Genomic DNA, 26950 nt, shown 5'->3' on the forward strand with positions numbered 1-26950 from the left:
CGAGCAGCGTGAAGGTGAAGTCGCCGCCGGCCGTCTTGACCAGCGTGAACACCTTGTCGCCGTTGTTCGGGCCGCCCGACACGATGCCGTCGACCTCGGTGGCGCTGACATAGCTCCAGACGATCTTGTAGGCGGTGCCGCCGAACACCGCGGTCTGGGTCAGACCGGTGTCGCCGGTGATCGCGCTGTTGAAGCCGAGCAGCAGCGTCGGCGCATCCGCGCCGCCATTGACCAGGCTTGCGATCTGCGCCGCGGTGAACGTCGCAATCGTCGGCTGCGCGCCGCCGTCGGGATTGCCCGCCGACTGATGGCCGGCGATCGCCGCCAGGGTGTCCTCGAACACCGCCGCCGTCACCGTGTTGGTGTTCTGCGTCGGGGCGTCGTTCTGGATCGAGACCGTCGCGCCATTGTCGATCACGATGACGTCGCCATCGGTGTCGGTCGCCGTGAACACATTGTTCAGGTTCAGCGTCGTGGTGTTGGCCTCGCCGGTGCCGTTGTCGACATGCTCCAGCAGCGTAAACGTAAAGTCGCCGCCCGCCGTCTTGACCAGCGTGAACACCTTGTCGCCATTGTTCGGACCGCCCGACACAACGCCGTCGACCTCGGTGGCGCTGACATAGCTCCACACGATCTTGTAGGCGGTGCCCCCGAACACCGCGGTCTGGGTCAGCCCGGTGTCGCCGGTGATCGCACTGTTGAAGCCGAGCAGCAGCGTCGGCGCGTCGGCGCCGGCATTGACCAGGCTTGCGATCTGCGCCGCGGTGAACGTCGCAATCGTCGGCTGCGCGCCGCCATCCGGGTTGCCCGCCGACTGGTGGCCGGCGATCGCCGCCAGGGTGTCCTCGAACACCGCCGCGGTCACCGTGTTGGTGTTCTGCGTCGGCGCATCGTTCTGGATCGTCACCGTGGCGCCATTGTCGATCACAATGACGTCGCCGTCGGTGTCGGTCGCCGTGAACACGTTGTTCAGGTTCAGCGTCGTGGTGTTGGCTTCGCCGGTGCCGTTGTCGACATGCTCGAGCAGCGTGAAGGTGAAGTCGCCGCCGGCGGTCTTGACCAGCGTGAACACCTTGTCGCCGGCGTTCGGGCTGCCGCTCGCCGGATCGACGATGCCGTCGACCTCGGTGGCGCTGACATAGCTCCACACGATCTTGTAGGCGGTACCGCCGAACACCGCGGTCTGGGTCAGCCCGGTGTCGCCGGTGATCGCCGAGTTGAAGCCGAGCAGCAGCGTCGGCGCATCGGCGCCGGCATTGACCAGGCTCGCGATCTGCGCCGCGGTGAACGTCGCAATGGTCGGCTGCGCGCCGCCGTCGGGATTGCCGGCCGACTGGTGGCCCGCGATCGCCGCCAGCGTGTCCTCGAACACCGCCGCGGTCACCGTGTTGGTGTTCTGGGTCGGGGCGTCGTTCTGGATCGTCACCGTCGCGCCATTGTCGATCACGATGACGTCGCCGTCGGTGTCGGTCGCCGTGAACACGTTGTTCAGGTTCAGCGTCGTGGTGTTGGCCTCGCCGGTGCCGTTGTCGACATGCTCCAGCAGCGTGAAGGTGAAGACGTCATCCGCGGTGCCGAAGGTGCCGTCGCCGCCGGCAGTCTGCACCAGCTTGAACGCCACCTGCCCGTTGTTCGGGCCGCCGCTCACCACACCGTCCATCTCATGGGCGCCGTTGGCAGCCCACACGATATTATACGCCGTGCCGCCGAACACCGACGTCTGGGTCAGACCGGTGTTGGTGCCAGCGACCGCGCCGTTGAAGCCGACCAGCACCGGCGCATCCGCACCCGCGTTGACCAGGCTCTGGATCTCCGCGCCGGTGAACGATGCCGTCGTCGTCAGCAGCGAGCCCTTGTCCGGATTGCCGCCGGGCAGCGTGTCTTCCGCCACCGCAATCGTCACGATGCCGGCGTTCTGCGTCGGTGCGTCGTTCTGGATCGAGACCGTCGCGCCATTGTCGATCACGACGCTGTCGCCGTCGGCGTCGGTCGCCGTGAACACGTTGTTCAGGTTCAGCGTCGTGGTGTTGGCTTCGCCGGTGCCGTTGTCGACATGCTCCAGCAGCGTGAAGGTGAAGTCGCCGCCCGCGGTCTTGACCAGCGTGAACACCTTGTCGCCATTGTTCGGGCCGCCCGAGACGATGCCGTCGATCTCAGTGGCGCTGACATAGCTCCACACGATCTTGTAGGCGGTGCCGCCGAACACCGTGCTCTGCGTCAGACCGGTGTCGACGCCGTTGATCGCAGCATTGAAGCTGATCGAAATCGGCGCGTCTGCGCCAGAATTGACCAGGCTGGCAATGGTTGCACCGCTAAACGTCGCCGTCGTCGTCAGCGTCGAGCCGAGGTCCGGATTGCCGCCAGGCAACGTATCTTCCGCGACCGCAATCGCAGCCGTCGTCGCATTATTGACCGGACCATCGTCGAGAATCGTCAGCTGCGAGCCGACATCGACGCTCGCGCTTGCCGTCTGGCCGGCATTGTCCGTCACCGTCGCGATCAGCGTGATCAGGCCGGAGGCCAGCGAAATCCCTTCATTGAAGTTGCCAGGCGTTCCCTCGTGAACGGCACGCAGATCCGTCAGCGTCACATGGCCGGTGGCATCAACCGCGACCGTGAAGACAAGATCGCCACCGATGGCCGTGCGCCCTTCGACGACGCCGGCCGCGTTGACCGTCAGCAGGACGTGCTGACCGGTCGCCGAATCGATCAGGCCGGAATCCACGTTCGGCGAACTGATGGACAGCGCATAGGTCAGCGATTGCACGCCGCCGGGCGCGTCAACGTTGAACGACACCTGCACGGAGGCGACCGTGGTCCCTGCCGGGCCCAGCCCCGAACCGGCGACACCATGGTTGGTCGCAGCGGTCAGGAAGCTCTCGTCGACGATCAGCGACGGAACGAGACCGCCGGAAATGGTCGGCGCCGGAGTCGTTTGCGTAAGCACGAAGCCGGTCGGCAACTGGATGTTGAAGCCCGGCAACTCTTCCGGCGGCGCCAGTTCATTGGTGCCGACGGGGCCGAGCGGATCGACCGCGAACGGACTGAAATTCGCACCGCTCGCCTGCGCGTTGCCGTTCGAGTTGCCGCCATTGTCGGCGGCCGGCAACACGGAGGAGTCCGTGCCGATCGGAAACAGACTGGCAAATTCCTGGACCGAGATGTCGCGACCAGGTGCCATCTCGACGATAATGTTGCCGCGCGCGGCACCATCCTGCGACTGGCCCTGCGAATCGGCACGCGAGTCGAAGAACGGCTCGACCGTCACGGTCGACTGGTTGTCGAACAGAATGATCAGCTTTTCGCCGATATGGACCAGCGTGATCTTTTCGTTGGCGATCGATGAAAAATCGACCTTCGCCTTCTGGTCGTACCCGAGATTGACGACTACCGCCTGATCGGTCAGCGGCTTCGTCAGTTTGTAAATTCGTACGGGAGCCGAATTGGTGGAATTGCCGGTGCCGGTAGCCTGAGCTACCTGAAACGATCCTTGCATTATCAGCTCCGCAAAATGCGTTTATAGGAAAAATTGTAGAAAAATTTAGTTTTAGGCTATTGTTAACCCTCCGCGCGGTCAAGAAATGTATTTGGTTAATCAATGCTTTCCGTTGAAGTGTGGTAAAGATCGGACAGGTCGGGGCTGCAAGAACAACGGCTTAGGCGATTCGATTGCTCGGAAGGCAGTAGTTGCCCGGCCCGGTTCGTCCTGGCCGGCGATTTCGGAGCGGTCGATGCGGGTGATTCTTCGTCTGGCTTGTGCCACCGTCTTGATTTGGGACTCTTTCAGCGCGGTGGCCGCGCAAGCCCCTCAGCAGCCGGTCCCGCTGGAGACCACGGTCGAGAGCCAGGTTCAGGCGCTGGCCAACCGGGACACCCAAATCGGCCTCTATCTCAACGTGCAGCCCGATTGCACGTCGGGGCCGCTGCCGACCATCCGGATGGTCACTCCACCGGCCGCCGGAAAGGTTGTGGTGAAGTCAGCGAAGGTCCAAACCACCAATTACAAGGCCTGCCTGGCGCTCGAGGTGCCTGCCTATGTCGCCATCTACAAGTCGCCGCCCGATTTTCTCGGCGACGATGCCCTGACCATCGAGGTCAAGTACCGGGGTGGCCGCACCGAAATTCAGAAGATCACGGTCAAGGTCGTTGGGCCGGGCGGCCAGCAGAAGATCTGATGGTACCCCCGGCGATCTTGCAGACCCCGCCCCTGCTGACAGGCCTAGAGCGGCTCGCCGTCAGCAGTCTCCTGCTCCACGTCGTGGGAGACCTCGCTCGGGGTCGCCGCCGGCTGGCCAAGCGAAGCCCGATCCTCGTGGCAATCGCTGATCCGGCGCGCGACCACCCGGTCCATCCTCGGCGCCTGGCCATGGACTTCGTTGACCTCGGTATAGGCCTCGTCGCTCAGAACCGTGATCACGGTGCTGACCGGACCCATGTAGTCGCACCGGTTGGAGAAGACGTAACGGTTGCTGATCTTCTCCGGCCTCGAAGAACGGCAATTTCCGATCGACGGAGATGAGAACGTTGCCTTCATCGCTTGGGTCGGATCGACACAGCGCGTCATTTCGCGCTCGAGCAGCTTCTGCCGCACGTTCGACGGCGACACGAGCTCCAGCGTCCGCACGAAACGCCACAACCCTTTCCGGAAGGTCGGACCGCTGAAGCTTTCCTCGGCCGCCATGCTGGACGAGGCAAGCAGAGACACGGCCACGGCGATCACGACGCCAAGCGTGCATGCGAAGACCTTCGACTGCCCGAAGCCCTCACGCGAAGTCATTTGCTGAATCCCTATCGGCTGCACGATGCGCATCGCGTGACTTCACTTGAAGCACGCCCAACCTCACGTCATTCCAGAACACTTCGCGTTAAGGTGGAGTAAATACTCGCCCTTTTGGCTGAGGTTCTCCGCACTCAAATGCTCGCTTGGAGACGAGGCGACATCAAGGCCGGGCGGCAGAAACCACTCTCCGGACAACTACTGTCCAGTCCAGGCCCACCGCAGCAAAGCAGGCTGACGCCTCGCCCCCGACGAGCAGATGCTGGCAAGCTTACCTGGCCGATTGCGGTTAGTGCCGCACCCGCGCGGCAGCGGTCTTTTCCGGACCGGCCCCACCGCCGTCATCGCAGTCGCCGATCCTCGTCGCGACCACCGTGTCGGTCCTCGGATGCTCTCCCGTGCTGACCTCGTTCAACTCGGTGTAGGCCTCGTCGCTGCGCACGGTAATGACGGTGCTGACCGTGCCCATGTAATCGCACCGGTGCCCGAAGGTGTATTGATTGCCGACCTTCTCAGGCTTGTCCGAGACGCAGCTTCCGACCGGTCCCGACGAGAAGGTCGCCTTCATCGCGTGGGTTGGGTCGACACAGCGCGTGGTCTCCGCGTTGACCACCCGGTACTTGAAGTTCTTGTTCGCGGACCTGACGACATCGAGCGTCCGCACGAAGCGCCACAAGCCCTTGCGGAAGCTCGGGCCGGAGAACGATTGATCATCCGGAGCGGGCCGGGCCGCGGCATCGCGGCCATTCGACGGCGTCTGCGCATGCGCCGTCAGCGACGGCACCGAGACGATCATCAGGGACAGAAGCGAACTTGCAATGGCACCACGGAAGTTCATTCCCACCCCCGACGTTCGCCCAAAACCCGTTCGCGATGCGATCCGGTCAGGCGCTTGAAGCAGTCCCTGCGAAACGACTCAAAATACCCCTCACCACTTGCAGGCCAATTGTGGCCAGTAAAGGCAGGTTGCGGCAGCGGGACCGCCTCCGGCTCAATTCCGTTCCACTGCAGCAAACTTGCAACAGTTGGCGCTCCAACCCGGTGCCCAGCGTTGCCGCAGGTTTGACCTTGGAGGCTTTTTTTGCTCATTTAGCGCGAGTTATTTTTCCTCAATTACTTAGCCTATCGCTGGACGAGGGGGCACTGATGCGCATTCGGTTTTGCTACGTGGTCGCGGGCGTTTTGGCCTTAGGTGCAACGCCGTCGGGCAATTCACGGCCGGCGGCGGCCGCGGATCTCGGCCTGGTCACAAAGGCACCGGTCGGCACCTGCAGCGAGATCGTCTTCACCTGCGAGAACGGCCATCAGTATCCGCTGTGCCCGCGCGCGGTGTCGGTCGAGGGCGAAGTGGTCACGGCCTCGCTGCTCACCGGCCGCGGCGGCATCCATGTTCGGCACGTCCCGATGGGCGTTGGCTATCGCTACGCCGGTCGCGGCGTCTGGCTGGATGGCTTCCGGGAAAACGCGCTGCTCAACTTCGGCAAGCACCACCAGGTGGCCTGCACCATCGCGCACTCGTAAGGTGCATGCGCTCTGCGTCGCTTCGATTGGCGCGACGCAGAGCTCTTCAAGCCGCGAAGTTGCTCCTCACCCCTTGGTGCGGAGCACGGCGCGCGACGATCGCGAGAACATATAGGCCTTCGGATAGACGTAGACCGGGCAGCGGTCCTGCCACTGGTAGAGCTGCCAATTCCATTTCCAGCAGCCCGATTCGATCTGAGGCTCCTGCACGTAGTCCAGCCGGTACGGCGGATCGCCAAACGGATAACTCTCGCCAGATCGCGCCGCCGTCGACGACAGCATGACGATTGAAGCGGCCGCCGCAATAATCACAGAAAATGACTTGTTCATAACGCCCCTCGATCGAATGACGTGACGGCGTGAGAGTGCCAAATCCGCCGGTCCCGATCAAGGTGCCGGCCGCCACACCCCGACGCCAATCGACTATTCTAGAGCGTTTTCGAACGAAGTGGATCCCGGTTCGCGTGAAGAAAACGCGTCACAACAAGAATCTACGGCCGCGTTCCGATTCAATCGGAACGCGGCCCTAGACCGCGCGATTCTGCGTCGGCGAGCGGCCGCCGCCATCGGCGACCAGCACCGCGCCCGTGACGAACGACGCCTCGTCGGAGGCCAGGAACAGGCAGCATGCCGCGATCTCGGCAGGCTCCGCCATCCGCCCCAGCGCGATCCGCCGTTCGACGCCGCGAAACTCGGCATCGACGGTGGTGCCGTTCTGGTCCGCGAGCAATTGCATTTCATAGGCGCTCATCGGCGTCCGCACCCAGCCGGGCGCGACCGCGTTGGCGCGGATACCGTCCGCGCCGTGCGCGTAGGCCAGCGAGCGCGTATAGGCGACGACGGCCGCCTTGCTGGCGGCGTAGCTTGCGCTGTCAGGGCTGGCATTGAACGCGGCAACCGAGGCGACGTTGACGATTGCACCGCCGCGCTGCCGGAGCAGCGGCAGCGATGCGCGACACACCCGCATCGTCCCCGTCAGGTTGACATCAAGTGTCCTGGTCCAGACCTCGTCGGAGACGCTTGCGGGCTGATCCGGCACGATCAGGCCGGCGGCATTGACGACGATGTCGAGCCACGGACCGCAGGCGGTGACGGCCCCGGCCACGTCATCCGGCCGGGTGACATCACCGTGGATCGCCTGCCCTCCGCACTCTGCCGCGGCGGCCTGAAGCTCGGCGTCGCCGAGCCCGAACAGCACGACGCGCGCGCCGCTCAGCGCCAGCAGCACGGCGGTTGCCCGGCCGATCCCGGTGGCCGCGCCGGTCACCAGCGCCGTCTTTCCCTCCAGCCGCGGCATCACAGCATGATCCCGAAAAGTGGAAACCGGTTTTCCCTCGTGACAAACGCGATACGCGTTTGCGCGGAGATCATGCTCATCTAGATTCCCCACTGCCGTTCGACGGCAAATCCGGTCTCCGGCAGCGTCGAGCCGCCGTCGACGACGATGGTCTGCCCGGTGACGTATCTGGCCTCGGCGGAGGCGAGATAGAGCATCGCGCAGGCGATGTCGTCGGCACTGCCCATGTGTCCCATCGGAATGAAGCGTTCGAGCTTTGCCTTGTTCTCCGGCGCGCTCATGGTGCCGCGGCCCGGCTTCTCGATGAAGCCGGCCTCGACGCCATTGAGCGTGATGCCGGCGCGCGCCAGCTCGAAGGCGGCACCGCGGATGAACGCGTTCACGCCAGCCTTCGCCGCCGAGTAATGCGCGCCACCGCCCATCGCAACGCGCGCGGAGACCGAGGATGTCACGAGGATGCGCCCGAAGCCGATCGCGCGCATATGCGGAATCGCTGCCTGCGCAAGCCAGATGCTGGCGTTCAGGTTGAGCGCCAGCGTATCGTCGAGCTTGGCTTCATCGAGCTCCTCCAGCGAGGCCCACGAACAGCCTCCGGCATTGTGCACGACGATGTCGAGCCGGCCGCATTGAGCGGCGACACCGTCGACCATTGCACGCAAGCTGGCGCGATCGAGCCGGTCGAACGGGACGCAATGTGCCCTCCGTCCATCCGCCGCCAGCTCACGCGCCAACGCCTCGGCCACTCCAGGTGTCCGGTTGGCAATGACAACGGTCGCGCCCGCCTGCACCAAGCGGGTCACAATGGCGGCGCCGATCCCCCGTCCGCCGCCCGTGACGATAGCAACCCGGCCGTCAAGCTTGAACGGAAGCGCCTGCATCAGATCGCTCCCGCGCCGCGCAGCAAATCGATGAACTGCGCGAACACCGCCGTGTGCTTGTCGACGTCCCGCGCCGAGGTCGCCGGACACATCAGCAGCATGGTGTGGAACGGCGTCACCAGAATGCCCTCGTTCATGTAGAACGCATGCAGCAAGGTCTCGAGCTCGGGCTGCCGGCCGGCAATGACGTCGGCGCCGCTGCGTGGCGGGTGCGGCATGAACATGATCTCGGCACGCGCGCCGATCTGCGTGACGTGCCAGGGTAGACCGGCCGTCTCGATCAGCCGGCGCGCCTCCTGCGCGAGCCATGTCGCCGTTCCAATCATCCGCTCGTAATTCGCCGAAGTCAGCACCTTCTCCAGCACTGCGCGCATGGTGGCGACCGTCAGCGCGTTGCCGGCGAGCGTGCCGCCGAAGCCGAGATGCGCCGACTGCCGCTCGCGCGGATTGACATGAGGAACGAGTTTCCAGAGCCGTTCGGCGATCTCCTGGCTGAGGCCGAACACGCCGGCGGGAATGCCGCCCGCGATCGCCTTGCCGGCGACGAAGATGTCGGGCTCAAGATCGTGGCTCGCCGTGTAGCCCCCCGGTCCGCAGGACAACGTGTGGGTCTCGTCGATGATGAGGACGGTGCCGGCGCGCCGGGTCAGATCGCGCAACGTCTCGTGAAAGCCTGCAGCCTCCGGGATCATGCCGAAATTCGTCATCAGCGGCTCGGTCAGCACGCAGGCGACGTCGCCCTGCGCCAGCGCCGCCTCAAGAGCCGCGACATCGTTAAACTCGATCACCCGGCTCACGGTCTCATGATCGATGCCGTTGGGGTGGATCATGTTGCGCAGGCCGACCCGGCCGTCACGGATCTCGACATGCGCCTCCTCGACGCCGCCGTGATAGCAGCCGGAGAACACCAGCACCTTGCGCCGGCCCGTGATCATGCGCGAGATCCGGATCGCGGCGCGGTTGGCGTCGGTCGCCGACGTCGTCAGCGTCCAGTATTTCGGGCCGAAGCGGCGCGACAGCTCGGCGCCGACCCAGAGACTGTCTTCCGTCGGCAGCATCATGGTCGCGCCACGTTTGAGCTGCGCGAGCGCGGCCTCCGTCACCGCCTCGGGCGCGTGGCCGCACATGCCGCCGGTGTCGCCGAGGCAGAAATCGATGTAGTCGCGGCCGTCGATGTCCCTGATATGCGCGCCCTGCGCCTCCTCGACATAAACAGGGAAGCCGCCGGCCCAGCGCCGCATCCAGTGCGACGGGCCGCCATACAAATAGTGCTGCCGGCCTTCCCGCCAGGCCACCGCCGACCGCGGATGCAGTGCCTTGAAGCGCTCCTGCTCGGCATCGAGCAGTCGGTTCAGAACGCCGGTGCGTTCGGCGGCCAGAGATGTCATAGCGCGATCCAGGCGGTCTTGAGGTCGGTATAGGCGTCGAGGGCGTGCAGCGACTTGTCGCGTCCGAAGCCGGATTGCTTGAAGCCGCCGAGCGGCACCGTGATGTCGGCGCCGCCATAGGCGTTGACGTGCACGACGCCTGCCCTGATGGCGCGCACCATGCGGTGCGCCGTTGAAAGGGCGCCGGTCCACACGGCCGACGCAAGGCCATAGGGCGTCGCATTGGCGAGCGTGACGGCATCTTCCTCGCCGTCGAACCGCGTGACCGACAGCACCGGGCCGAATACTTCCTCGCGCCAGATCTCCATCGACGGCGTCACGTCGGCAAGGATCGCAGGCGCCATGAAGTTGCCGCCGCTCTCGATGCGGATCTGCTCCCCGCCCATCAGCCGCTTCGCGCCCTGCGCTTCCGCGCGGGCGACGGCGTCGAGATTCTTGCGCAACTGCGCCTTGCTCGAGACGGCGCCGATATCGGAGGTGAGGTCGAGGGGATCGCCGACGTTGAGCTTCGCGGTGGCGTCGAGCAATTCAGCCATGAAGCGATCATAGATCGCAGACTGCACCAGCAGCCGCGAACCGGCCACGCAGACCTGCCCCGAGTTGCGGAAGATGCCGTTGGCCGAGACCTTGGCCGCGTGCCTGATGTCGGGCACATCGGCGAACACGATATTGGGCGACTTGCCGCCGAGCTCGAGGTGGACGCGCTTCAGGTTCGATCGCGCCGAGCATTCCAGGAGCCGCCGGCCGACCGCGCCCGAGCCAGTGAACGCCAGCACATCGACATCCATGTGCAGTGCGAGCGCCTCGCCCGCTGATGCGCCGCGGCCGGTGACGACGTTGAAAACACCGTCCGGCAGGCCTGCTTCCGTCGCGAGCTCAGCAAGCCGCAACAGCGTGAGCGACGCAAGCTCCGGCGGCTTGACCACGACCGAATTGCCGGCGGCGAGCGCGGGACCGATCTTCCACGCGCCGATCATCAGCGGGAAATTCCAGGGAACGATCACGCCGACGACGCCGAGCGGTTCACGATGCACGAGCGCGAGCACGTCGACTGAGGTCGGCGCGATCTCGCCATACACCTTGTCGATCGCCTCGGCGTAGTAGCGGATGGCGCCGGCCGCCGAGAGTGGCTCGGCCTTGTAGGCCATGCCGATCTCGGTGCCGTTGTCGCGCACGCCGAGCACCGCGATCTCGAGCGCGTGCTGCTCGATGAGATCAGCGAACCGCAGCAGCACCTTCTTGCGCTGCGCCGGTGCGGCGCGCGACCAGCTGCCCTGCTCGAACGCCTGCCGCGCTTGTCTCACCGCGACGTCGACATCGGCCGCATCGCCGTCGGCGATGTTCGTCAGGAGCCGGCCGTCGATCGGCGACACCACATCGAGCCGTGCCTCGCTGACCGCCGGCGACGGCCGGCCGCCGATGAAGAGTTGCTGGGCCGGAATTGCGGCCGATCGGTACTGATCGATCTGGGCTTGCTGCATGCGGGATCATGGTGACGGTGACGAAAGCTGATCCCGAGTAAGGATCGCTGGCATGGTGCAATCCTCGCCAAATCAAGGCTTTGGCAGCAATCAACCGATAGGTGGATGTCACCGCGGCTACTCCCCTCCTAGCGTGATCACACGATGGCCGCACGTTCTGCACGCTCGGTGCACACCCGTCGCCCACCATCATTCACGCCTGCCGGCGAGCACTGACAAGGTCATGCCTGAGATTACGCAGCCCCGCATTCTCCTGATCGGAACGGGAGACACCAAGGCCGACGAACTGCTGTTCATGAGCGAGTGCATCGCGCGCGCCGGCGGCCGAACCATCATGATGGACATCAGCGTGCTCGGCGATCCGCCGTATCGGCCCGCACATGACAAGCACGCGGTCGCGGCCGCCGCCAACACCACGATCGAGGCGGTTGCATCGAGCGGCGACGAGAATTCCGCGATGTCGCTGATGGCGATTGGTGCCGCCAATCTGGCGCGCGAGCTCGCGGCGCGCGATGCCATCGACGGTGTGATCGCGATCGGCGGCACGATGGGGACCGACCTTGCGCTCGACGTCGCGCAGGCGCTGCCGCTCGGCCTGCCGAAGCTGATCGTCTCGACGGTTGCGTTCTCGCATCTGATCCCGCCCGAGCGCGTGGCCGCCGATCTGATGATGATCCTGTGGGCGGGCGGGCTCTACGGCCTCAACGGCACCTGCACCGCCGTGCTGTCGCAAGCCTGCGGCGCGATCGTCGGTGCAGCACGGAGCGCAATCAAGCCGCGCAAGGACCGGCCGGTGGTTGCGATCACCTCGCTCGGCAAGAGCTGCCTGCGCTACATGGTCGAGCTGAAGCCGCAGCTCGAACGGCGCGGCTACGAGGTGGTGGTTTTCCACACCACTGGCATGGGCGGCCGCGCGATGGAATCGATCGCCGCCCAAGGCGGTTTCGCCGCGGTGCTGGACCTCAGTTTGCAGGAGGTCGCCAACCAGCTCACCGGCTCGGTGGTCAATTCCGGCGCCGACCGGCTGGAGAATGCGGGCCAAGCCGGCATTCCGCAGATCGTCGCCCCCGGCGCGATCGACATGGTGGATTTCCCGGCGTGGCTGGGAGTTCCGGGCGAGCTGGCGGATCGTCCGTTCCACGCGCATAACCGGCTGCTCGCGTCGGCCACTTCAGGGGCCGCCGATCGCCGCAGGATCGCGGGCGCGATTGCCGAGAAACTGGCTCGCGCCAGCGCACCGGTCGCCTTGGTGCTGCCCGCCGGCGGCATCCAGCAATGGGACCGCGAAGGCGAAGCGCTACACGACCCCGACGCCCTCGCCGCCTTTGTAGACGCGATGCGATCGGCGGTCCAGGCGCCGGTCGAACTGCACGAGATCAAGGACCACATCAACAGCGCGGCATTCAATGAAACCGTGCTCGGCATCTTCGACCGCTGGGTCGCTGCCGGCGTCATCCCGCCCGGCCGCGCGACGGCTGCCGCATGAGCCGGCCGCTCGCCCAGGCGCTGGTGCTCGACTTCGGCGGTGTCATCTCGAAGACCCTGTTCGAGACCCATGACCTGACCGAGCGCGCCCTCGGGCTCGCACCGTGCACGCTGAAATGGCTCGGACCGTTCGCGCCCGACAGCGATCCGCTCTGGACTTCCATGCAGCATGGCGAGATTTCCGAACGCGACTATTGGCTGACCCGCAGCCGCGAGGTCGGGCGCATGGTCGGCGAAGACTGGCGCGACATGGAAACCTTCGTGAAGCGTGCGCGCGGTGCCGATCCCGAAACCGTGATCCGCCCCGAGGCGGCGCGCGCGATCGGCCTCGTCGCCGACGCCGGGTTCCGGCTCGCGATCCTCTCGAACGAGCTCGACCTGTTCTACGGCGCCGATTTCCGCACCCGCCTTCCCATCCTCAAGCGTTTCGATACCATCGTCGACGCAACCCATACCGGGATCCTGAAGCCCGATCCGCGCGCCTATCAAAGCGTGCTGGACGAACTGGCGCTGGAGGCAGACAATTGCGTCTTCGTCGACGACCAGCGCCGCAACATCACGGGCGCCGCCGCATGCAACATGCGCACGGTGCTGTTCGATGTGCGCAATCCCGCCGCGTCCTACGGCGAGGCGCTGCGGCATCTTGGGCTGCAATTCGAGTGACCGAGAACAATCATGCGCGACAGAAACTTCCTGGTTGAGAACAACGCCAAGCCGATCTGGCACCCGATGGCCCATCCCGCCGAGATGCGGGCGCAGCCGCCGCGGATCGTGATGAAGGGCGAAGGCGTGCACGTGACCGACATCGACGGCAAGACCGTGATCGATGCGGTCGGCGGACTATGGAACGTCAATCTCGGCTACAGCTGCGATCCAATCAAGCAGGCGATCACAGAACAGCTCAGCGCGCTGCCGTATTATTCAGGCTTCCGCGGCACCTCATCCGGTCCCTCGATCGAGCTCGCCTATGAGCTCACCGAATGGTTCAAGCCGGAGGGCATGGTGCGCGCTTTCTTCACCTCGGGCGGATCGGACTCGGTCGAGACCGCGCTGCGGCTGGCGCGGCAATACTGGAAGATCAAGGGCCAGTCCGACCGCACCAAGTTCCTGGCGCTGAAGAAGGGCTATCACGGCACCCATTTCGGCGGCGCTTCCGTCAACGGCAATGCCAATTTCCGCCGCAACTACGAGCCGATGCTGCCCGGCGTTTTCCATATCCCCGCACCCTCGACCTATCGCAATCCCTTCAACGAGACCGATCCCGCAAAACTCGCGCAGCTTTGTGCGGCGGCGATGGAGGAGGAGATCGCATTCCAGGGCGCCGACACCATCGCGGCCTTCATCATGGAGCCGGTGCTGGGTGCCGGCGGCGTGATCGTGCCGCCGGACAGCTTCATGAAGCTGGCCCGCGAGATCTGCGACCGTCACGGCATCCTGATGATCGCGGACGAGGTCGTCACCGGCTTCGGGCGCACCGGCGCGTGGTCGGGCTCGCGGCTGTGGGGCGTGAAGCCCGACATGATGACGATGGCCAAGGCGATCACCTCGGGCTATTTCCCGCTCGGTGCGACCTTGATCGGCGAGCAGGTCGCGGAAGCCTTTGAGAACGACACGACCACGTTCGGCTCGATCGGCCATGGCTACACCTATTCCGGCCATCCGGTCGGCTGCGCCGCGGGCATCGCAGCGCTCGCCGAGACCCGCCGGCTCAAGCTCGACGAGAATGCCACCGCACGCGGCAAGGACCTCGCGCAGGCGCTGGCCGCGCTGAAGGCAAAACATCCGCTGGTCGGCGACGTCAGGGGCAAGGGCCTGATGGCCGCGCTCGAGCTGGTCGCCGATCGCGACAGCAAGAAGCCCGCCGACAAGAAGACCATGGCGAAGGTCGCAGATGCCGCCTACGAGGCCGGCGTGATGCTGCGCGTCTCCGGCAACAACCTCATCCTGTCCCCGCCGCTCATCCTCACCTCATTGGACGTGAAGGCGATCGCCGAAGGGATCGACGCCGGCCTCTCAGCGGCCGGCTGACAGGGCACTGACACAGGCCATGGCGCGCTCGAACGGCGCGCCATCTGCCTTGTCATGGTCGAGGCAATCGGCCAGCGATGCCGCCGACATCCTCTGATCGGTGCAGAAGATCCGCATGAAGTCCTCCGCGAGCGCGACCTTGCGCGGCGCGGATTGGCGCTGCCAATCGCTGCTGCTCAGATAGAGCAAGGATGCATCGTCGCCGCCGCTTTCGGCCGCTGCGCCGAGCGCAGCTTGCCCAATCGCCAGCAACACCAGCAGCGCGCCGGCCGCCGCCCCCACGCGATGCGCACGGCCGCTCATTTGCTCTCCCTGGCATTCACCATCGGCGGCACGTCGAGCGCGGGATTGCGGTCGAAGAAGTTGAACGGCCGCAGCCGGAAGCCATGCCACAGCCCCGGCATGACCGGCCAATCCTCGGCGCGCGGCACATGGCGGAAGCCGACAGTGTACCACAGCACGAGGTCGCGATCCTCGATCGGCCGCTTCGCCGCGGTCCATTTCGGCAGGCCGTCGACCTCAGGGTTTTCATTTGGATACTGGCCGGCGGCGTAGCGCTCGTCCCTGGCGTAGGCCGAGGTCCACAGCGTGTAGGCGCTAAAGCCGGCGCGCAGCTGGATCGGATCGTCCTTGGCAAGCAACGAGACGTCGGCGTGACCGGGCATCAGCTGATAGCTGGTGCGGTAGCCTTGTTTGTTGGTCTTGCCGGCGCTCTCGACCCGGAACTGCGCCGCGCTCAGCGGTGTCGTGATCGGGCCTTCGGTCGCAACCGGTTTGGTGTCCACCTGCCACAGGCTCTTGCGCTGCCCCTGCTCCAGCCGCCGGACATTGAAGCGATCCTCGACCAGCCGGTTACCTGTGCCGTCGACATCCATGTCGATCCGGAACGTCATGTAGTGATCGTGATTGACCGCCAGCAGCCGCTCGTCGACCAGCGTTCCGGTGGCGGTATCCTGCGCGGCCGTCGGGTCGCTCAGGGTTTTGCTCGCCACGCCCTTGGTCGCGTCGATGCCGTAGGCGCCGAGCCGCACATCGATATCGCCGGCGCGGTCGAACACATAGTCGACCAGATAGTCGTAGTTGCCGACCACCGGCGCCATCCGCACCACCAGCTCGTTGTTCGGACGCACCTCCGCGGTGTTGTTGAGCAGCTCGCTGTGGCGCCAGATCGGATCGCCGGTCGGACGCTCGAAGATGCAGACCGCGCCCTTGGAGACGACCGGATTGCCCTTGGTGTCCGAGATCGTCAGGTCGAGGAAGTGCGCGCCTTCGGGACAGTCGATGCCGCGCTGCAATTCGCTGGAGAGCACGCCAAAGCCGTACTCGCCGATATCCATATAGGCGCGGAACGACCAGGTCGGCGCCGGATCCATATAGGGCACGAACATCTCGCTCGCCGAGATCTGGTAGGCGACATCGCGGAACGTGCCGTGATCGTCGTAGCGGATCAGCGACAGCACCGCGCCGACGCGCGGCTCGAGGCGGACATGGAACGACCAATTGTCCCAGCGGACCTGGCCGCCCTCCACCTTCACATTGCTGCCCTCAGGCGCGATGATCTCGATCGGCTTCGGCGCCTTGCGGTATTTCCCGGAGTCGGCATAGGCGTGCGACGGCGTTTGCGGTGGTGGCGGCATTACGCCGAGATCGGTGACAGACAGCACCGTTTTGCTTTTGAGATCGACCTGCGCAAACAAATTCTCGATCGGCTTGCCCCAGAGATTGTTGGCGGCGCCCGTGGTGTCGACGCAGGGCACGTTGAGCAGGCGGCGGCCTTTCATCGCCGGATCGTTCACCGGCCCGACCGTCAGCGGCAGGCACATGATGTTGCGGAAATCGGTGATGCCGCGCTTGGCCATCGCGGCGATCCAGCGCGGGTCCTGCTTCGGCAGATCGCCGGCGGACATCAGCTCGTCGATCGTCAGCGCGGCCTCGTGATCGCTGACCTCGTCCCAGCCGACCAGGTTGCGCGCGGCGAGATCGATATGCGCTTCGTAGAGATGCCCGCCGCTCAGCAGCGTCGCGTGCGCCCGGCGTGCGAAGGGCTGTCCGGGCTTCCACGCCCGCACCTCGTCCTTGGGATCCTCGTCAACGGTCATGGAGACGACCCGCGCCGCATCGTCGAGCTTGCCGGCGCCGCGGAGGATTTCGGAAACCGAACGGATTTCGTCGGTCGTCAGCCCGTCCATCGGGTGCGTCGCGGCCGCCTGCGGCCACATCCGGCGCTCGGCCTGCGCCGGCGGCGCCGCCAGGGTCGCCGCAACCAGGCCGGCCAATGCCCATCCACTATGCCGGAAAATCACAGCCATCACGCCCTCCACTCAAAGCCAGGACTGTCAGAATACAAGCAACGGTGGCGACGTGAAGGCCCGCCTCATCCGGTAACCCGTTCCGACACCGTCGGCAGGATCGCCGCCCCGGCCGGGCGCGGCGCGGCACGGTGGACATCGAGGAGCCGCACGCCGAGGCGATCGCGCAAGGCCGGCCAGATGCCGCGCGGCGCCACGATCATCACGACGACGGCGATGATGCCGAGCCCGACCAGATACCAGCCGCCGGACAGGCCAAGCGGTCCGGTCATCAATTCGCGCAGACCGAAGAAGATGATAACGCCGAGGATCGGGCCTTCAAGCGTGCCGATGCCGCCGATGATCACGATGAACATCATGTAAACCGACCAGTTGACGTCGAATGCCGCCAACGGCGCGATGAACAGATTGCCCATGAAGCTGAGTGCGCCGGCCAACCCGCATCCCGCCGCCGACAGCACGAAAGCGATGAAGCGGTTGTGGCGAACGTCGACGCCGACGCTCATCGCGGCGAGATCGTTGTCGCGCACGCTCATCAGCCCAAGCCCGAAGCTCGAGGTCATCATCTTGTACAGCGCGGCGATGGTGACGAGCGTCAGGCCGCCGGCGAGCCAGAACATCGTCGGCTCGAACCAGTCGAAATCGATCAGCTTGCTGGTCGCGAGCGGCATGCCCGAAGTGCCGCCGACCTCCTGCGACTTCATGGTGAATGCGCCGATGATCTCGGCGAATACCCACATCGCGATCGAGAAATAGGCATCGCGTAAACGAAACAGTGGAAACGCGATGACCGCCGCGACCGCGCCGGCCACCAGCGGCGCCACCGGCAGCACCCAGATCGGCGTGACCTCGAGCCAGCCCGAGGTCAAGAACAGCGCATAGGCGCCGAAGGCAATGAAGACCTGGTGGCCGAGCGAGACCAGCCCGGCATAGCCAGCCAGCAGGTTCCACATTTGCGCCATGGTCAGCAGCAGCAGGCACTCGGTGGCGAGCCGCAGGAAGCCTTCGTTGAGCACGAAGGGCGCGCCGGCAATCACCGCGACGAGCACGATGGCGCAGGCCATGAGAAGTGTCCGCGTCGGCATCGGCGTCACGCCCTGCTCGACACGAGACCCGACGGCCGGATCAGCAGCATGATGAAGAACAAGAGATGTGCATAGAGCAGCCCCGCATTCGGATCGATCTTCAGCCCGATCAACTGCGCCATGCCGAGTGCAATGCCGCCGAGCAGCGCGCCCCAGAACGAGCCGAGCCCGCCCAGCACCACGACCTCGAAGGCGATCAGGAGCCGCTCGGCGCCCGAGAACGGCGTGAAACTCGACCGGACTGCGAGCAGCACGCCGCCGATCGCGCCGAGCGCCAGCGACAGGCCCATCACGTAGTTATAGACCCGGTCGGGCTTGACCCCGGACAGTCGGACGATGTCGCGCCGATCAGCGGTGGCGCGTACGATCCGGCCGAACTCGGTGTGGCGCAGCACGAGCTGCAGCGCCATGAACAGCAATGCGGCGAGCACCAGCGTCAGCAGCGGCATGATGCCGATGTTGAGGCCGGCGATCTCGAGGCTGGCGCGCGAGAGTTCGCCGACCTGGAGGCTGCGCACGTCGGCACCGAACAGCTCGACCATGACGTTGCGCAGGATCACCGAGACGCCGAACGTCAGCAACAATGGCGAGAGCGGATCGGGCGACGTCACGACCCGGTTGACGATCGCAGCCTGGTAGAGCCAACCGACTGCAAAGGACAGAGCGATCACCGGGATCAGCATGAGCAGCGGCGAGACCTGCGGAAACAGGTTGGAAAGCAGCACGGCGCAGAACGCGCTCAGCACCATGAACTCGCCATGGGCGATGTTGACGACGCGCATCACGCCGAACACCAAAGCGAGCCCGATGCCGAGCAGGGCGTAGAGCCCGCCCAGCAGGGCCCCGTTGATCAATGTCTCAACCCAGATCATGTTCGTTGCCAATCCTGGCTAGTTTCCGAAATATGCGTGCGTCAGTTGCTCCGGCTGCAACCCTTGCGCCGGGCCGGTCAGCGACACCCGCCCCTTCAACAGGCAATAGATCCGCTCGGAGGTCGCGAGCGCGCGCTTGACGTCCTGCTCGACCAGCACGACCGCGGTGCCTTCGCGGCGGATGTCGGCAAAGGAGCGATAGATCTGCTCGACCACGACGGGCGCGAGCCCGAGCGAGATCTCGTCGCACAAGAGCAGCCGCGGGTTCGACATCAGCGCGCGGCCGATCGCCGCCATCTGCTGCTGGCCGCCGGAGAGCTGGCCGGGAAACATCCGCCGCCGCTCCTCCAGGATCGGGAACAGATCGAACACCCGCCGCAGGGTCCAGCTGCCCTTGCGCCGGTTGACGCTGCCCATCAGCAGGTTTTCCTCAATGGTCAGCGAATCGAACAGCAACCGCCCCTCGGGCACCATGATGAGCCCGAGCCGCGACACCTCTTCGGCCGGCATCTGCGAAATATCGATGCCGTCGAAATGCACGGCCCCTTTGCGCTCCTCGTTGAGCCCGACCAGTGCTTTGAGGAACGTCGACTTGCCGGCGCCGTTGGCGCCGACCAGCGCCACCGCCTCACCGTCGGCGACGGTGAAGTTCATGTCGAACACGGCCTGGAGATCGCCGTAGAAGATCTGCAGGCCGTTCACATCAAGCAACGCCATCGGCCTTCAATCCCATGTAAATCTCGCGCACCACGGCGCTGTCCATGACCTCGGCCGGCGGTCCTTCCAGCACCTTGCGGCCGAAATCGAGCACCAGGATGCGATCCGACACCGCGCGCAACGCGTGCGGAATGTGCTCGATCCAGATCATGGCGTGATCGGCCTTCACACCCTGGATGATCGCGACCAGGCGCTCGACCTCGGGCTCGGTGAGCCCGGCGGCGATCTCGTCGAGCAGGATCAGCTTGGGCTTCGAGGCCAGCGCCTTGGCGAATTCCAGCCGCTTGCGGTCGATCAGCGGCAAGGCGCCGGCGAGCTTGTCCGCCTTGGCGTCGAGCCCGGTCCGCTGCAGCACCTCCATGGTCCAGTGCGAGGCCGCCTCGCCGTACAGGCCCGCGCCGTAGGATGCGGCAACCAGCGCGTTCTCGTAGACCGACAGATGCGGGAACGGCTGCGGGATCTGGAACGCGCGTCCGAGCCCCATCCGCGCCCGGCGGTGCGGCGGCAGGCCGGTGACCTCCTTGTCGTCGAGCATGATCGAGCCGCCGTCGGCCGTGAGCAGGCCGACGATCAGGTTGAGCAGCGAGCTCTTGCCGGCGCCGTTCGGGCCGATCACGCCGAGGCACTCGCCGCGCGCCAGCTCGAAGCTGACGGCGTCGGCGACCACGATCTCGCCAAAGCGTTTCGACAGCCCGTTGACGCGCAGAAGCGGTGCCATCTCAGGCCAGCTTGGAGAGCAGCTGGAGATCGGCCTGCTTCGGGATGAACGGCGCGGTCCCGTTGTGCACGATCAGGAGCTCGTACTTCAACTTGCCGCCCTTGCTCTTGCGCCACTGCCCGCCGGACAGCGAGGTCACCGCGACGTTCTTGATCGGCGTTCCCTTGAACTTCACCGGCCCGACCACCGTCTCCATGTCGAGACCCGCGATGGCATCGCGCAGCGAGTTCTTGTCCTTTGGATCGCTGTTCTGCAAAGCGGCGAGCGCAACCTCCCACAGGGCATGGGCGTAACCGATCGGCTGAGTCCATTGCTTGCCCGTCGTCTTCTCCCATTCCGCGGCGAGTTCGGCGGCGCTCTGCCCGGTCAGCGACGACTTGAACGGATAGGCCGGCGTCCACCACACTTCGGTGGACATGCCGTCGCCACGATCGCCGAGCGCATTCACCGCACTCGGAAACAGGAACGCCGCCGCGACGGTGCAGATCTGCGGCTTGAAGCCGGCCTGGGCCGCCTGGTTCCACAGCGTCACCCAGTGATTGCCGTAAGTGAACCCGGAGACGATATCGACACCGTTGTTCTTGAACGACGACACCTGATTGGTGAAGTCGTCGGTCGCAATCTGGAATTTTCCGGCGGAGAATTCCTGATAGCCCGCCTGCGTGATGCCGCCGGGCAAACCGACCTTCGGGTCGGAGAACGCCTGGCCGGCAGGATTGTCGATATAGAGCGTGCCGACCTTCTTGTTGGTCTCGACCGACTGCCACATGCCGAGGAAGTTCTTCACGACATCATCGGCGCCCCAGAAGAAGTGATAGCTGTAGGGGAAGCCCTTGTCGGGCGTCGACTTGCGCGGAAACATCCAGCCCTGCCACGGCACCATGGTCGAGATCGAGGGAATGCCGCGGGCGTCGGCGAGCTCCTGCACCGGCGCCTGCGCGTCGCCGTCCTCGATCAGGATCAGATCGCATTTTTCCCGCAGCACCAGTTCGCTCGCAACCACCGACGAGCGGTTCGGATCGGACTGATTGTCCTTGAAGACAAACTCGACCTGCCAGGTCTTGCCGCCGATCTTGAGGCCATCCTTGAGGCGGGCCTTGATGCGTTCATGAATCCAGGTGTCGGGTTCGGCAAACGGCGCCCGGACGCCGGAGAGGCAGCCGACCCAGCCGATCTTGATGGTGTTGCCTGCGGCGCGTGCGATGTTGACCAGCGGCACGTTTATCGCGGATGCGAGACCGGTGGCGCCGGCCGCTTTTAGCAGCGTACGCCGATTGAGCCGGCCGGACACCGTATGGTTCTTTGTCTCAGTCATGTCCCTCTCCCTCCACAACCAGTGATGAAAATGCTTGACGGCGGCTTAGGCCGCTGATCGCTGGATCGCCGCGCGGTTCACCGCGGCAAATTTGCACAAGGTGTTCTCGATGATCTGGCGCGGGATGCCGTGCACGATGAAGACCAGCCGCGAGCGCCGGTCCGCCGACGGCCAGCCTTGCAGCGTGATCGGTGGATGGAACACGTGCTGCACGCCATGCACCACCATGGGCGCCTCGGGCTGCTCGGCGACATTCACGATGGCCTTGAAGCGCAGCAGGTCTTCCCCTTTGAGCGCCGCGACATAGTCGAGCCAGCGCGCGAACGCCTCGCGCTGGATCGGCTCGTCGATGATCAGGCTGTAGGACGACACGCCGACATCGTGCGCGTGATCGCTGTGGTGGTTGCACGCCTCGCCGTCGCAATGGTGCTCCGCATGGCCGTGTGGCGCGTTCGCCGCCCGCGACGCCAGATCGAACCAGCACACCACATCGGCGGAGCGGGCCGAGGGATCGAACAACCCGGCGTCGAGGACCTTCGCCGGGTCGACGATGCCATTGCGGACGTGGTGGCGAACCGCGACCGGATTGATCGCAGCAAGCCGCGCGTCGAGCTGTGCCACCGCATCATCGTCGGCAAGGTCGGTCTTGGTCACCAGCAGCCGGTCCGCGACCGCGACCTGCCTGACCGCTTCGTCATGCGCCGCGAGCGTGCGCGCACCATTGACGGCATCGACGGTCGCGACCACGCCATCGATCCGGTAGCAGCCGACGACATCGGGCGCCGTCATCAGCGTGTGCAGCACCGGCACGGGATCGGCGAGCCCGGTGGTCTCGACCAGCACGCGGTGGAACGGCGGGATCGTGCCGGCGGCGCGGCGCGACGCGAGATCGGCCAGCGTCTCGATCAGATCCTCGCGGACCGAGCAGCAGATGCAGCCATTGTCGAGCAGCGCGAGGCGGTCCTCGCTGCTCTCGACCAGGAGATGATCGAGCGCCACCTCGCCGAACTCGTTGATGATGGCGACGACGCCATTGAGCTCCGGCTGACGCAGAAGATGGTTCAGCACCGTGGTCTTGCCGCTGCCGAGAAAGCCGGTCAGCACCGTGACCGGGATCTGATCCACAGCTGCCATCACTTGCCCCGCTCGTAGACCTTGCGGCCCTCGAAGAAGGTCATCTCGACCCGCGTATCGGCGAGTTGATCCGGCGGGATGTCGAAGATCATCTGGTCGAGCACGATCAAATCGGCCGACTTCCCCACCTCGATCGAGCCGATCGACTGGCCGAGGCCGGCCGCGCGCGCGGCGTCGATGGTGTAGATGTCGATCACGGTCTTGAGATCGAGCGCCTGCTCGGCCCACAGCGACTTGCCGGGGAAATCGCCGGTCGGATTCTGCCTTGTCACCATGCCCTCGATGCCCTGCCAGGGATCGGGGATCGGGATGACAGGCCAATCCGAGCCGCCGGCCATCAGCGCGCCGGCCTCCTTCAAATCCCGGTTCGGCCAGAAGCGCTGCGCGCGCTCCTCGCCCATCGCAGCCTTGTGCGCCTCGAGGAAGATGGTCGGATACCAGATGATCGGCGACAGGTCGGCCGCGACGCCGAGCTCGGCGAAGCGCTTGATGTCGTCGGGCGCGATATAACTCGCATGCGCGATCTGATGGATCAGATGGGTCGGACCGTTGAAGCTGCGCACGACGTCGATCGCGTCGAGCGCCTGGGTCACCGCGGCATCGCCGGCGCAGTGGATCTTGGCGGCAAGGCCGAGCTTCTCGCAGCGGCCGAGCCAGCGGATCAGGTCCGGCACCGTCAGCATGGTGGCACCGCGGAAGCAGCAGCCGCGCACGGGGTCTGCCACGTAGGGTTCGTGGAACGCTGCCGTCTTGGCGCCCGGCACGCCGTCGAGGAACACCTTCACATAGTCCGGCTTCACATGGGCGCCGCGGTACTGCTCGCGCAACGCGAACAGCTCCTCGCCGGCCTTGCCGAACATGAAGCCCGGCTCGACCACCGGCATCGCGCAGACCGCCCAGGCGGTGAGCTCGCCGCGGTCGTCGAGCCCCTTCAGCGCCGCCATGATCGGCTGCATGCTGGCGGCATCGATGAAGGCGGTGACGCCATAGGTATTCAGCACCGAGATCGAGCGCGCCACCGCCGCACGGTCCATCTTGGCGGTGTAGTGGCCGGAGGCCGCGAGCGCCCGCTCGACCAGCCCCGAGGCTGCCTCGATCATGATCCCGGTCAGCGTCCCGGTCTTGAGGTCGCGGCCGATCTCGCCGTCGGTCGGATCGGGCGTGTCGGCCTGCACGCCGGCGAGCCGCAGCGTCGCCGAGCTCGCCCAGCGATTGTGGTAGGTGTCGTCGCGCAGCACGACGGGGTGCCCGAGGCAGGCGGCGTCCAGCAACGCGCAGGACTCCGCGGTGTTCATCTCGTTCAGCAGATTGTTGCCGAACTGCCCGCCGACGATCCAGGCGCCGGGCGCGGCCGCGGAAGCGGCCTTGTGCAGAGTCTCGGCGATCCTTGGAATGCTGTCGGCGTTGGAAAAGCGCAGTTCGTAGAGATCGGCCTGCCCGCCCATCATGATGTGATTGTGGATGTCGACGATCCCCGGCATCGCCATCCGTCCGCGGAGGTCGACAGTCGCGGTCCCCTCGCCGATCAGCGCCGCGATATCGCGCTCCTCGCCGACGGCGATGAACCGGCCGGCCTTAACCGCCGCGCACGCCGCCCAAGGCTGCCCGCGATTCGACGTGTAGATCCGGCCGTTGCGGAAAACCGTGTCGGCGAATGTCCTGTTCATGCGGATCAACTTCTCGATTGGGAAAGCCTGGAGCACTCGCCCGTGCGGTGCACAGCGGCCGAACCGCGCACGACGCCAGCGTGACGCCAAACGTTCGACATGTCGGCATTCGGAACAATCCACCGTCCGGTGGATGCTCGGCCGCCTGCCGCAATGCGGGCAAGCGGCAGCGCCTCAAAACCCCAGCGCCAGACCGTCCTTGCGATGGTCGGAGGCCCCGAACAGAACGCCCCTGGCATGGTCGATGCGGATCGCCTGACAGCCGCCGATCGGCTCCTCGGAGAAGCGGGCATCGTGGCCGCGGGCGCGCAGCTCGTCGCGGATGTCGGGAGAGATCGTCGTCTCCAGCGACAGCGCGCCGTCGAAGGCAAACGAGCGCGGCGCCTCGGCCGCGGTCTGGATGTCCATCTTCAAGTCGAAGATGTTCGACAGCAGGTTGGCGTGGCCCGCGGCCTGATAATGCCCGCCCATCACGCCGAACGACATCACGGTCCTGCCGTCCTTGCGGACGAGGCCCGGGATGATGGTGTGCATCGGCCGCTTGCGCGGGCCGAGCGAGTTCGGGTGTCCGGGCCTGGTCCGAAAGCTCCAGCCGCGGTTGTGCAGCAGGACGCCGGACTTCGGCGCATAGATGCCGCTGCCGAACGGATAGAACAGCGAGTTGATCAACGAGACGGCATTGAGGTCGCGGTCGACCACCGTGACATAGACGGTGTCGCGATGCTCGATATCGTCCCAGGTCGCTGCCGCGGAGGCGCTGACCATGTCGATCTTGCTGCGGATTCGCCCGATATAGTCTTCGGCGAGGAATGCAGCCGGATCGACGTTACCGGTGGCGGGATCGCAGAAGTAAGCGTCACGCGCGCGGTAGGCGGCCTTGGTCGCCTCGGCAAGCAGATGGATGCGATCGGCCTGCGCGAGCGCACCGACGTCGAAGCCGGCAAGCGTCCGCAGGATCATCAGCGCGGCCAGGCCCTGCCCGTTGGGCGGACACTCGACCACGTCGTGATCGTGGTAGCGCGCCGAGATCGGCTGCACGTAATCCGAGATCTGCGCGGCGAAATCGTCGGTCGAGTGGGCTCCGCCGAGCCCGCGCAGGACGCTGACCATCTCGTCAGCAGCCTCGCCGGCGTAGAACGCATCCCGCCCGTGCTGCGCGATCCGGCGCAGGGTGCGGCCGAGCGCCGGTTGTGCACGGATGTCGCCGACCTCAGGCGTCTTGCCGCCGGGAAGGAACTGCGCCGCCGCGTTGGCATCGATCTCGATCCGGGCCCGGAAGCGGCGCCAGTCCTCGGCGACGCGCGGCGTCACGCAAAAGCCCTGCTCGGCGGCCGAGATCGCCGGCCGGAAGATCTCCTCCAGCGACTTGCTGCCGTGATCGGCGACCAGGCGGCACCACGCATCGATCGCGCCGGGCACGGTCACCGCCTCGGGCGCGGTCGGCGGAATGTCGCGCGCACCGCTTGCGGAGAATTTCTCAACGTCAGTACCGGCGGGCGTGCGGCCCGAACCGTTCAGCGCGATCGGCTCGCCGGCCTTTGGCGAATATAGCGCAAAACAGTCGCCGCCGATCCCGGTCATCTGCGGCTCGACCACGCCCTGCACCGCGACCGCCGCCACCGCGGCATCGACGGCGTTGCCACCGGCCTTCAGCATCTCCACCGCGGCAAGCGTCGCCTGCGGGTGCGAGGTTGCGGCCATCCCGCGCTCCGCAACCGCGACCGAGCGACCGATGGCCATGAAATCACGCATGTCGAATCCTCTGATGTCGTGAGCGGCAGCCGCTCGCCAACATTGTCGAATACGACACCGGTCCTTGCTGAACTCTCGGCCGGCCGCGCGGTGAGCAGCAATCCACCTAACGGTGGATCGGCCAAACGGCATCAAGGCTCGTCCCGCAGCGACGAAGCCTGCGACAACGAAGGTCAGCTCACGCCTCTGATCGGCACGCCCCTCGCTGCGCTTCGAACATGCGCTCCGACGCGCCCCAGCTCAGGGGGTGAGCTGGGGCCGACGGCGGTTTTGGAGGCCGTAGCGGCCAGCCTCCACCCATGACGTTAGGCCTCTTTCCTGAGCTCCATCCACCGGGAACCGCAATTGGTGCGCCGCGCTACTCCTTTTGCGCCGCCGGGTCTGTCACCAAATCTGTCACTCGGGGCTAGTTCGGAATGGCAATTGTCGCGTGCAACTGTCGGTCTACTATGCCCCCAGTCGTGCGGATTGGCCGACGTCAACCCCAAACCCCGACCATGCACATCGCGCGATGAGGGATCGCCGC

The 26950-nt window shown here is 65.7% G+C and carries 23 protein-coding genes; 5 read left to right on the forward strand and 18 right to left on the reverse strand.

All coding sequences use genetic code 11. The annotated features are described in order from the left end of the window. A partial coding sequence (locus tag BI327_RS38170) for a DUF5801 repeats-in-toxin domain-containing protein (protein WP_143271776.1) occupies positions 1-3496 on the reverse strand: 3496 nt, incomplete at its 3' end. Positions 3497-3731: 235 nt separating this feature from the next. On the opposite strand from BI327_RS38170, the gene BI327_RS38175 reads away from it, so the two are divergent. Next, the gene (locus BI327_RS38175; protein ID WP_245335056.1) at positions 3732-4175 is read left to right on the forward strand and encodes a hypothetical protein; all 444 of its coding nucleotides are present in this window, start codon (positions 3732-3734) and stop codon (positions 4173-4175) included. A 44-nt stretch (positions 4176-4219) separates the two neighbouring features. On the opposite strand, the gene BI327_RS38180 is transcribed toward BI327_RS38175, so the two are convergent. Both BI327_RS38180 and BI327_RS38185 read right to left on the reverse strand, forming a co-directional pair. After that, on the reverse strand, positions 4220-4810 hold the full coding sequence (locus BI327_RS38180; protein WP_245335057.1) for a DUF3617 domain-containing protein: 591 nt from the start codon (positions 4808-4810) through the stop codon (positions 4220-4222). Between the two features lie 256 nt (positions 4811-5066). Then, a complete protein-coding gene (locus tag BI327_RS38185) occupies positions 5067-5615 on the reverse strand; it encodes a DUF3617 family protein (RefSeq protein ID WP_076866765.1) in 549 nt (182 codons plus the stop codon). Positions 5616-5923: 308 nt separating this feature from the next. On the opposite strand from BI327_RS38185, the gene BI327_RS38190 reads away from it, so the two are divergent. Beyond that, complete coding sequence (locus tag BI327_RS38190) at positions 5924-6298, forward strand: hypothetical protein (protein WP_076866767.1); 375 nt, start codon at positions 5924-5926, stop codon at positions 6296-6298. 66 nt (positions 6299-6364) lie between these two features. Here the strand turns inward: BI327_RS38190 and BI327_RS38195 are convergent, their stop codons facing one another. From BI327_RS38195 to BI327_RS38215, 5 genes are all read right to left on the reverse strand, one after another. Next, on the reverse strand, positions 6365-6628 hold the full coding sequence (locus BI327_RS38195) for a hypothetical protein (RefSeq protein WP_076866769.1): 264 nt from the start codon (positions 6626-6628) through the stop codon (positions 6365-6367). Between the two features lie 196 nt (positions 6629-6824). Continuing rightward, the gene (locus BI327_RS38200) at positions 6825-7595 is read right to left on the reverse strand and encodes an SDR family NAD(P)-dependent oxidoreductase (RefSeq protein ID WP_076866771.1); all 771 of its coding nucleotides are present in this window, start codon (positions 7593-7595) and stop codon (positions 6825-6827) included. A gap of 80 nt (positions 7596-7675) precedes the next feature. Next, positions 7676-8473, reverse strand: a complete 798-nt coding sequence (locus BI327_RS38205; RefSeq protein WP_076866773.1) for an SDR family oxidoreductase — start codon at positions 8471-8473, stop codon at positions 7676-7678. Further along, positions 8473-9861: a transaminase gene (locus BI327_RS38210; RefSeq protein ID WP_076866775.1), complete on the reverse strand. Its 1389-nt coding sequence runs from the start codon at positions 9859-9861 to the stop codon at positions 8473-8475. The genes BI327_RS38205 and BI327_RS38210 overlap by 1 nt, the downstream gene beginning before the upstream one ends. Further along, positions 9858-11342 carry an aldehyde dehydrogenase gene (locus tag BI327_RS38215; RefSeq protein WP_076866776.1) on the reverse strand — a complete coding sequence of 495 codons (1485 nt, stop codon included), beginning with the start codon at positions 11340-11342 and terminating at the stop codon, positions 9858-9860. Before BI327_RS38215 ends, BI327_RS38210 begins: the two co-directional genes overlap by 4 nt. A gap of 223 nt (positions 11343-11565) precedes the next feature. Here BI327_RS38215 and BI327_RS38220 point away from each other — a divergent pair, with 223 nt between their 5' ends. From BI327_RS38220 to BI327_RS38230, 3 genes are read left to right on the forward strand one after another with little or no spacing between them, the layout of a single operon-like run. Beyond that, positions 11566-12828: a Tm-1-like ATP-binding domain-containing protein gene (locus BI327_RS38220; protein WP_076866778.1), complete on the forward strand. Its 1263-nt coding sequence runs from the start codon at positions 11566-11568 to the stop codon at positions 12826-12828. Beyond that, positions 12825-13490: an HAD family hydrolase gene (locus BI327_RS38225; protein WP_076866780.1), complete on the forward strand. Its 666-nt coding sequence runs from the start codon at positions 12825-12827 to the stop codon at positions 13488-13490. The genes BI327_RS38220 and BI327_RS38225 overlap by 4 nt, the downstream gene beginning before the upstream one ends. A 12-nt stretch (positions 13491-13502) precedes the next feature. Beyond that, entirely contained in the window at positions 13503-14855 is a 1353-nt protein-coding gene (locus BI327_RS38230; protein WP_076866782.1) for an aminotransferase class III-fold pyridoxal phosphate-dependent enzyme, read from the forward strand. On the opposite strand, the gene BI327_RS38235 is transcribed toward BI327_RS38230, so the two are convergent. The 10 genes from BI327_RS38235 to BI327_RS38280 all read right to left on the reverse strand — a co-directional run bounded on the left by BI327_RS38235 (position 14841) and on the right by BI327_RS38280 (position 26424). Continuing rightward, positions 14841-15158 carry a hypothetical protein gene (locus tag BI327_RS38235; protein WP_076866784.1) on the reverse strand — a complete coding sequence of 106 codons (318 nt, stop codon included), beginning with the start codon at positions 15156-15158 and terminating at the stop codon, positions 14841-14843. The genes BI327_RS38230 and BI327_RS38235 overlap by 15 nt on opposite strands. Next, positions 15155-17164: a copper amine oxidase gene (locus tag BI327_RS38240; RefSeq protein ID WP_083742385.1), complete on the reverse strand. Its 2010-nt coding sequence runs from the start codon at positions 17162-17164 to the stop codon at positions 15155-15157. The genes BI327_RS38235 and BI327_RS38240 overlap by 4 nt, the downstream gene beginning before the upstream one ends. A 65-nt stretch (positions 17165-17229) precedes the next feature. Next, positions 17230-18228 carry a branched-chain amino acid ABC transporter permease gene (locus BI327_RS38245; RefSeq protein ID WP_245335058.1) on the reverse strand — a complete coding sequence of 333 codons (999 nt, stop codon included), beginning with the start codon at positions 18226-18228 and terminating at the stop codon, positions 17230-17232. A 26-nt stretch (positions 18229-18254) separates the two neighbouring features. Then, positions 18255-19121, reverse strand: a complete 867-nt coding sequence (locus BI327_RS38250) for a branched-chain amino acid ABC transporter permease (protein ID WP_076866789.1) — start codon at positions 19119-19121, stop codon at positions 18255-18257. 18 nt (positions 19122-19139) lie between these two features. Beyond that, a complete protein-coding gene (locus BI327_RS38255) occupies positions 19140-19838 on the reverse strand; it encodes an ABC transporter ATP-binding protein (protein ID WP_076866791.1) in 699 nt (232 codons plus the stop codon). After that, entirely contained in the window at positions 19825-20556 is a 732-nt protein-coding gene (locus BI327_RS38260) for an ABC transporter ATP-binding protein (RefSeq protein WP_076866793.1), read from the reverse strand. The genes BI327_RS38255 and BI327_RS38260 overlap by 14 nt, the downstream gene beginning before the upstream one ends. Position 20557: 1 nt before the next feature. Then, complete coding sequence (locus tag BI327_RS38265; protein WP_076866794.1) at positions 20558-21871, reverse strand: ABC transporter substrate-binding protein; 1314 nt, start codon at positions 21869-21871, stop codon at positions 20558-20560. A gap of 45 nt (positions 21872-21916) precedes the next feature. Then, positions 21917-23005 carry a CobW family GTP-binding protein gene (locus BI327_RS38270; RefSeq protein ID WP_076866796.1) on the reverse strand — a complete coding sequence of 363 codons (1089 nt, stop codon included), beginning with the start codon at positions 23003-23005 and terminating at the stop codon, positions 21917-21919. After that, positions 23005-24672, reverse strand: coding sequence for an amidohydrolase (locus BI327_RS38275; RefSeq protein ID WP_076866798.1), 1668 nt, complete (start codon positions 24670-24672; stop codon positions 23005-23007). The genes BI327_RS38270 and BI327_RS38275 overlap by 1 nt, the downstream gene beginning before the upstream one ends. 174 nt (positions 24673-24846) lie before the next feature. Beyond that, complete coding sequence (locus BI327_RS38280; RefSeq protein WP_076866800.1) at positions 24847-26424, reverse strand: gamma-glutamyltransferase family protein; 1578 nt, start codon at positions 26422-26424, stop codon at positions 24847-24849. Positions 26425-26950 lie beyond the last annotated feature (526 nt).

This window comes from Bradyrhizobium mercantei, from assembly GCF_001982635.1.
GTDB classification, from domain to species: domain Bacteria; phylum Pseudomonadota; class Alphaproteobacteria; order Rhizobiales; family Xanthobacteraceae; genus Bradyrhizobium; species Bradyrhizobium mercantei.

What these genes read in the sequence shown, in the direction of transcription:
- BI327_RS38175 (WP_245335056.1), top strand. Translation starts at nt 3,732, where the DNA reads ATGCGGGTGATTCTTCGTCTGGCTTGTGCCACCGTCTTGATTTGGGAC.
- BI327_RS38180 (WP_245335057.1), bottom strand. Translation starts at nt 4,810, where the DNA reads ATGCGCATCGTGCAGCCGATAGGGATTCAGCAAATGACTTCGCGTGAG.
- BI327_RS38185 (WP_076866765.1), bottom strand. Translation starts at nt 5,615, where the DNA reads ATGAACTTCCGTGGTGCCATTGCAAGTTCGCTTCTGTCCCTGATGATC.
- BI327_RS38190 (WP_076866767.1), top strand. Translation starts at nt 5,924, where the DNA reads ATGCGCATTCGGTTTTGCTACGTGGTCGCGGGCGTTTTGGCCTTAGGT.
- BI327_RS38195 (WP_076866769.1), bottom strand. Translation starts at nt 6,628, where the DNA reads ATGAACAAGTCATTTTCTGTGATTATTGCGGCGGCCGCTTCAATCGTC.
- BI327_RS38200 (WP_076866771.1), bottom strand. Translation starts at nt 7,595, where the DNA reads ATGCCGCGGCTGGAGGGAAAGACGGCGCTGGTGACCGGCGCGGCCACC.
- BI327_RS38205 (WP_076866773.1), bottom strand. Translation starts at nt 8,473, where the DNA reads ATGCAGGCGCTTCCGTTCAAGCTTGACGGCCGGGTTGCTATCGTCACG.
- BI327_RS38210 (WP_076866775.1), bottom strand. Translation starts at nt 9,861, where the DNA reads ATGACATCTCTGGCCGCCGAACGCACCGGCGTTCTGAACCGACTGCTC.
- BI327_RS38215 (WP_076866776.1), bottom strand. Translation starts at nt 11,342, where the DNA reads ATGCAGCAAGCCCAGATCGATCAGTACCGATCGGCCGCAATTCCGGCC.
- BI327_RS38220 (WP_076866778.1), top strand. Translation starts at nt 11,566, where the DNA reads ATGCCTGAGATTACGCAGCCCCGCATTCTCCTGATCGGAACGGGAGAC.
- BI327_RS38225 (WP_076866780.1), top strand. Translation starts at nt 12,825, where the DNA reads ATGAGCCGGCCGCTCGCCCAGGCGCTGGTGCTCGACTTCGGCGGTGTC.
- BI327_RS38230 (WP_076866782.1), top strand. Translation starts at nt 13,503, where the DNA reads ATGCGCGACAGAAACTTCCTGGTTGAGAACAACGCCAAGCCGATCTGG.
- BI327_RS38235 (WP_076866784.1), bottom strand. Translation starts at nt 15,158, where the DNA reads ATGAGCGGCCGTGCGCATCGCGTGGGGGCGGCGGCCGGCGCGCTGCTG.
- BI327_RS38240 (WP_083742385.1), bottom strand. Translation starts at nt 17,164, where the DNA reads ATGGCTGTGATTTTCCGGCATAGTGGATGGGCATTGGCCGGCCTGGTT.
- BI327_RS38245 (WP_245335058.1), bottom strand. Translation starts at nt 18,228, where the DNA reads ATGGCCTGCGCCATCGTGCTCGTCGCGGTGATTGCCGGCGCGCCCTTC.
- BI327_RS38250 (WP_076866789.1), bottom strand. Translation starts at nt 19,121, where the DNA reads ATGATCTGGGTTGAGACATTGATCAACGGGGCCCTGCTGGGCGGGCTC.
- BI327_RS38255 (WP_076866791.1), bottom strand. Translation starts at nt 19,838, where the DNA reads ATGGCGTTGCTTGATGTGAACGGCCTGCAGATCTTCTACGGCGATCTC.
- BI327_RS38260 (WP_076866793.1), bottom strand. Translation starts at nt 20,556, where the DNA reads ATGGCACCGCTTCTGCGCGTCAACGGGCTGTCGAAACGCTTTGGCGAG.
- BI327_RS38265 (WP_076866794.1), bottom strand. Translation starts at nt 21,871, where the DNA reads ATGACTGAGACAAAGAACCATACGGTGTCCGGCCGGCTCAATCGGCGT.
- BI327_RS38270 (WP_076866796.1), bottom strand. Translation starts at nt 23,005, where the DNA reads ATGGCAGCTGTGGATCAGATCCCGGTCACGGTGCTGACCGGCTTTCTC.
- BI327_RS38275 (WP_076866798.1), bottom strand. Translation starts at nt 24,672, where the DNA reads ATGAACAGGACATTCGCCGACACGGTTTTCCGCAACGGCCGGATCTAC.
- BI327_RS38280 (WP_076866800.1), bottom strand. Translation starts at nt 26,424, where the DNA reads ATGCGTGATTTCATGGCCATCGGTCGCTCGGTCGCGGTTGCGGAGCGC.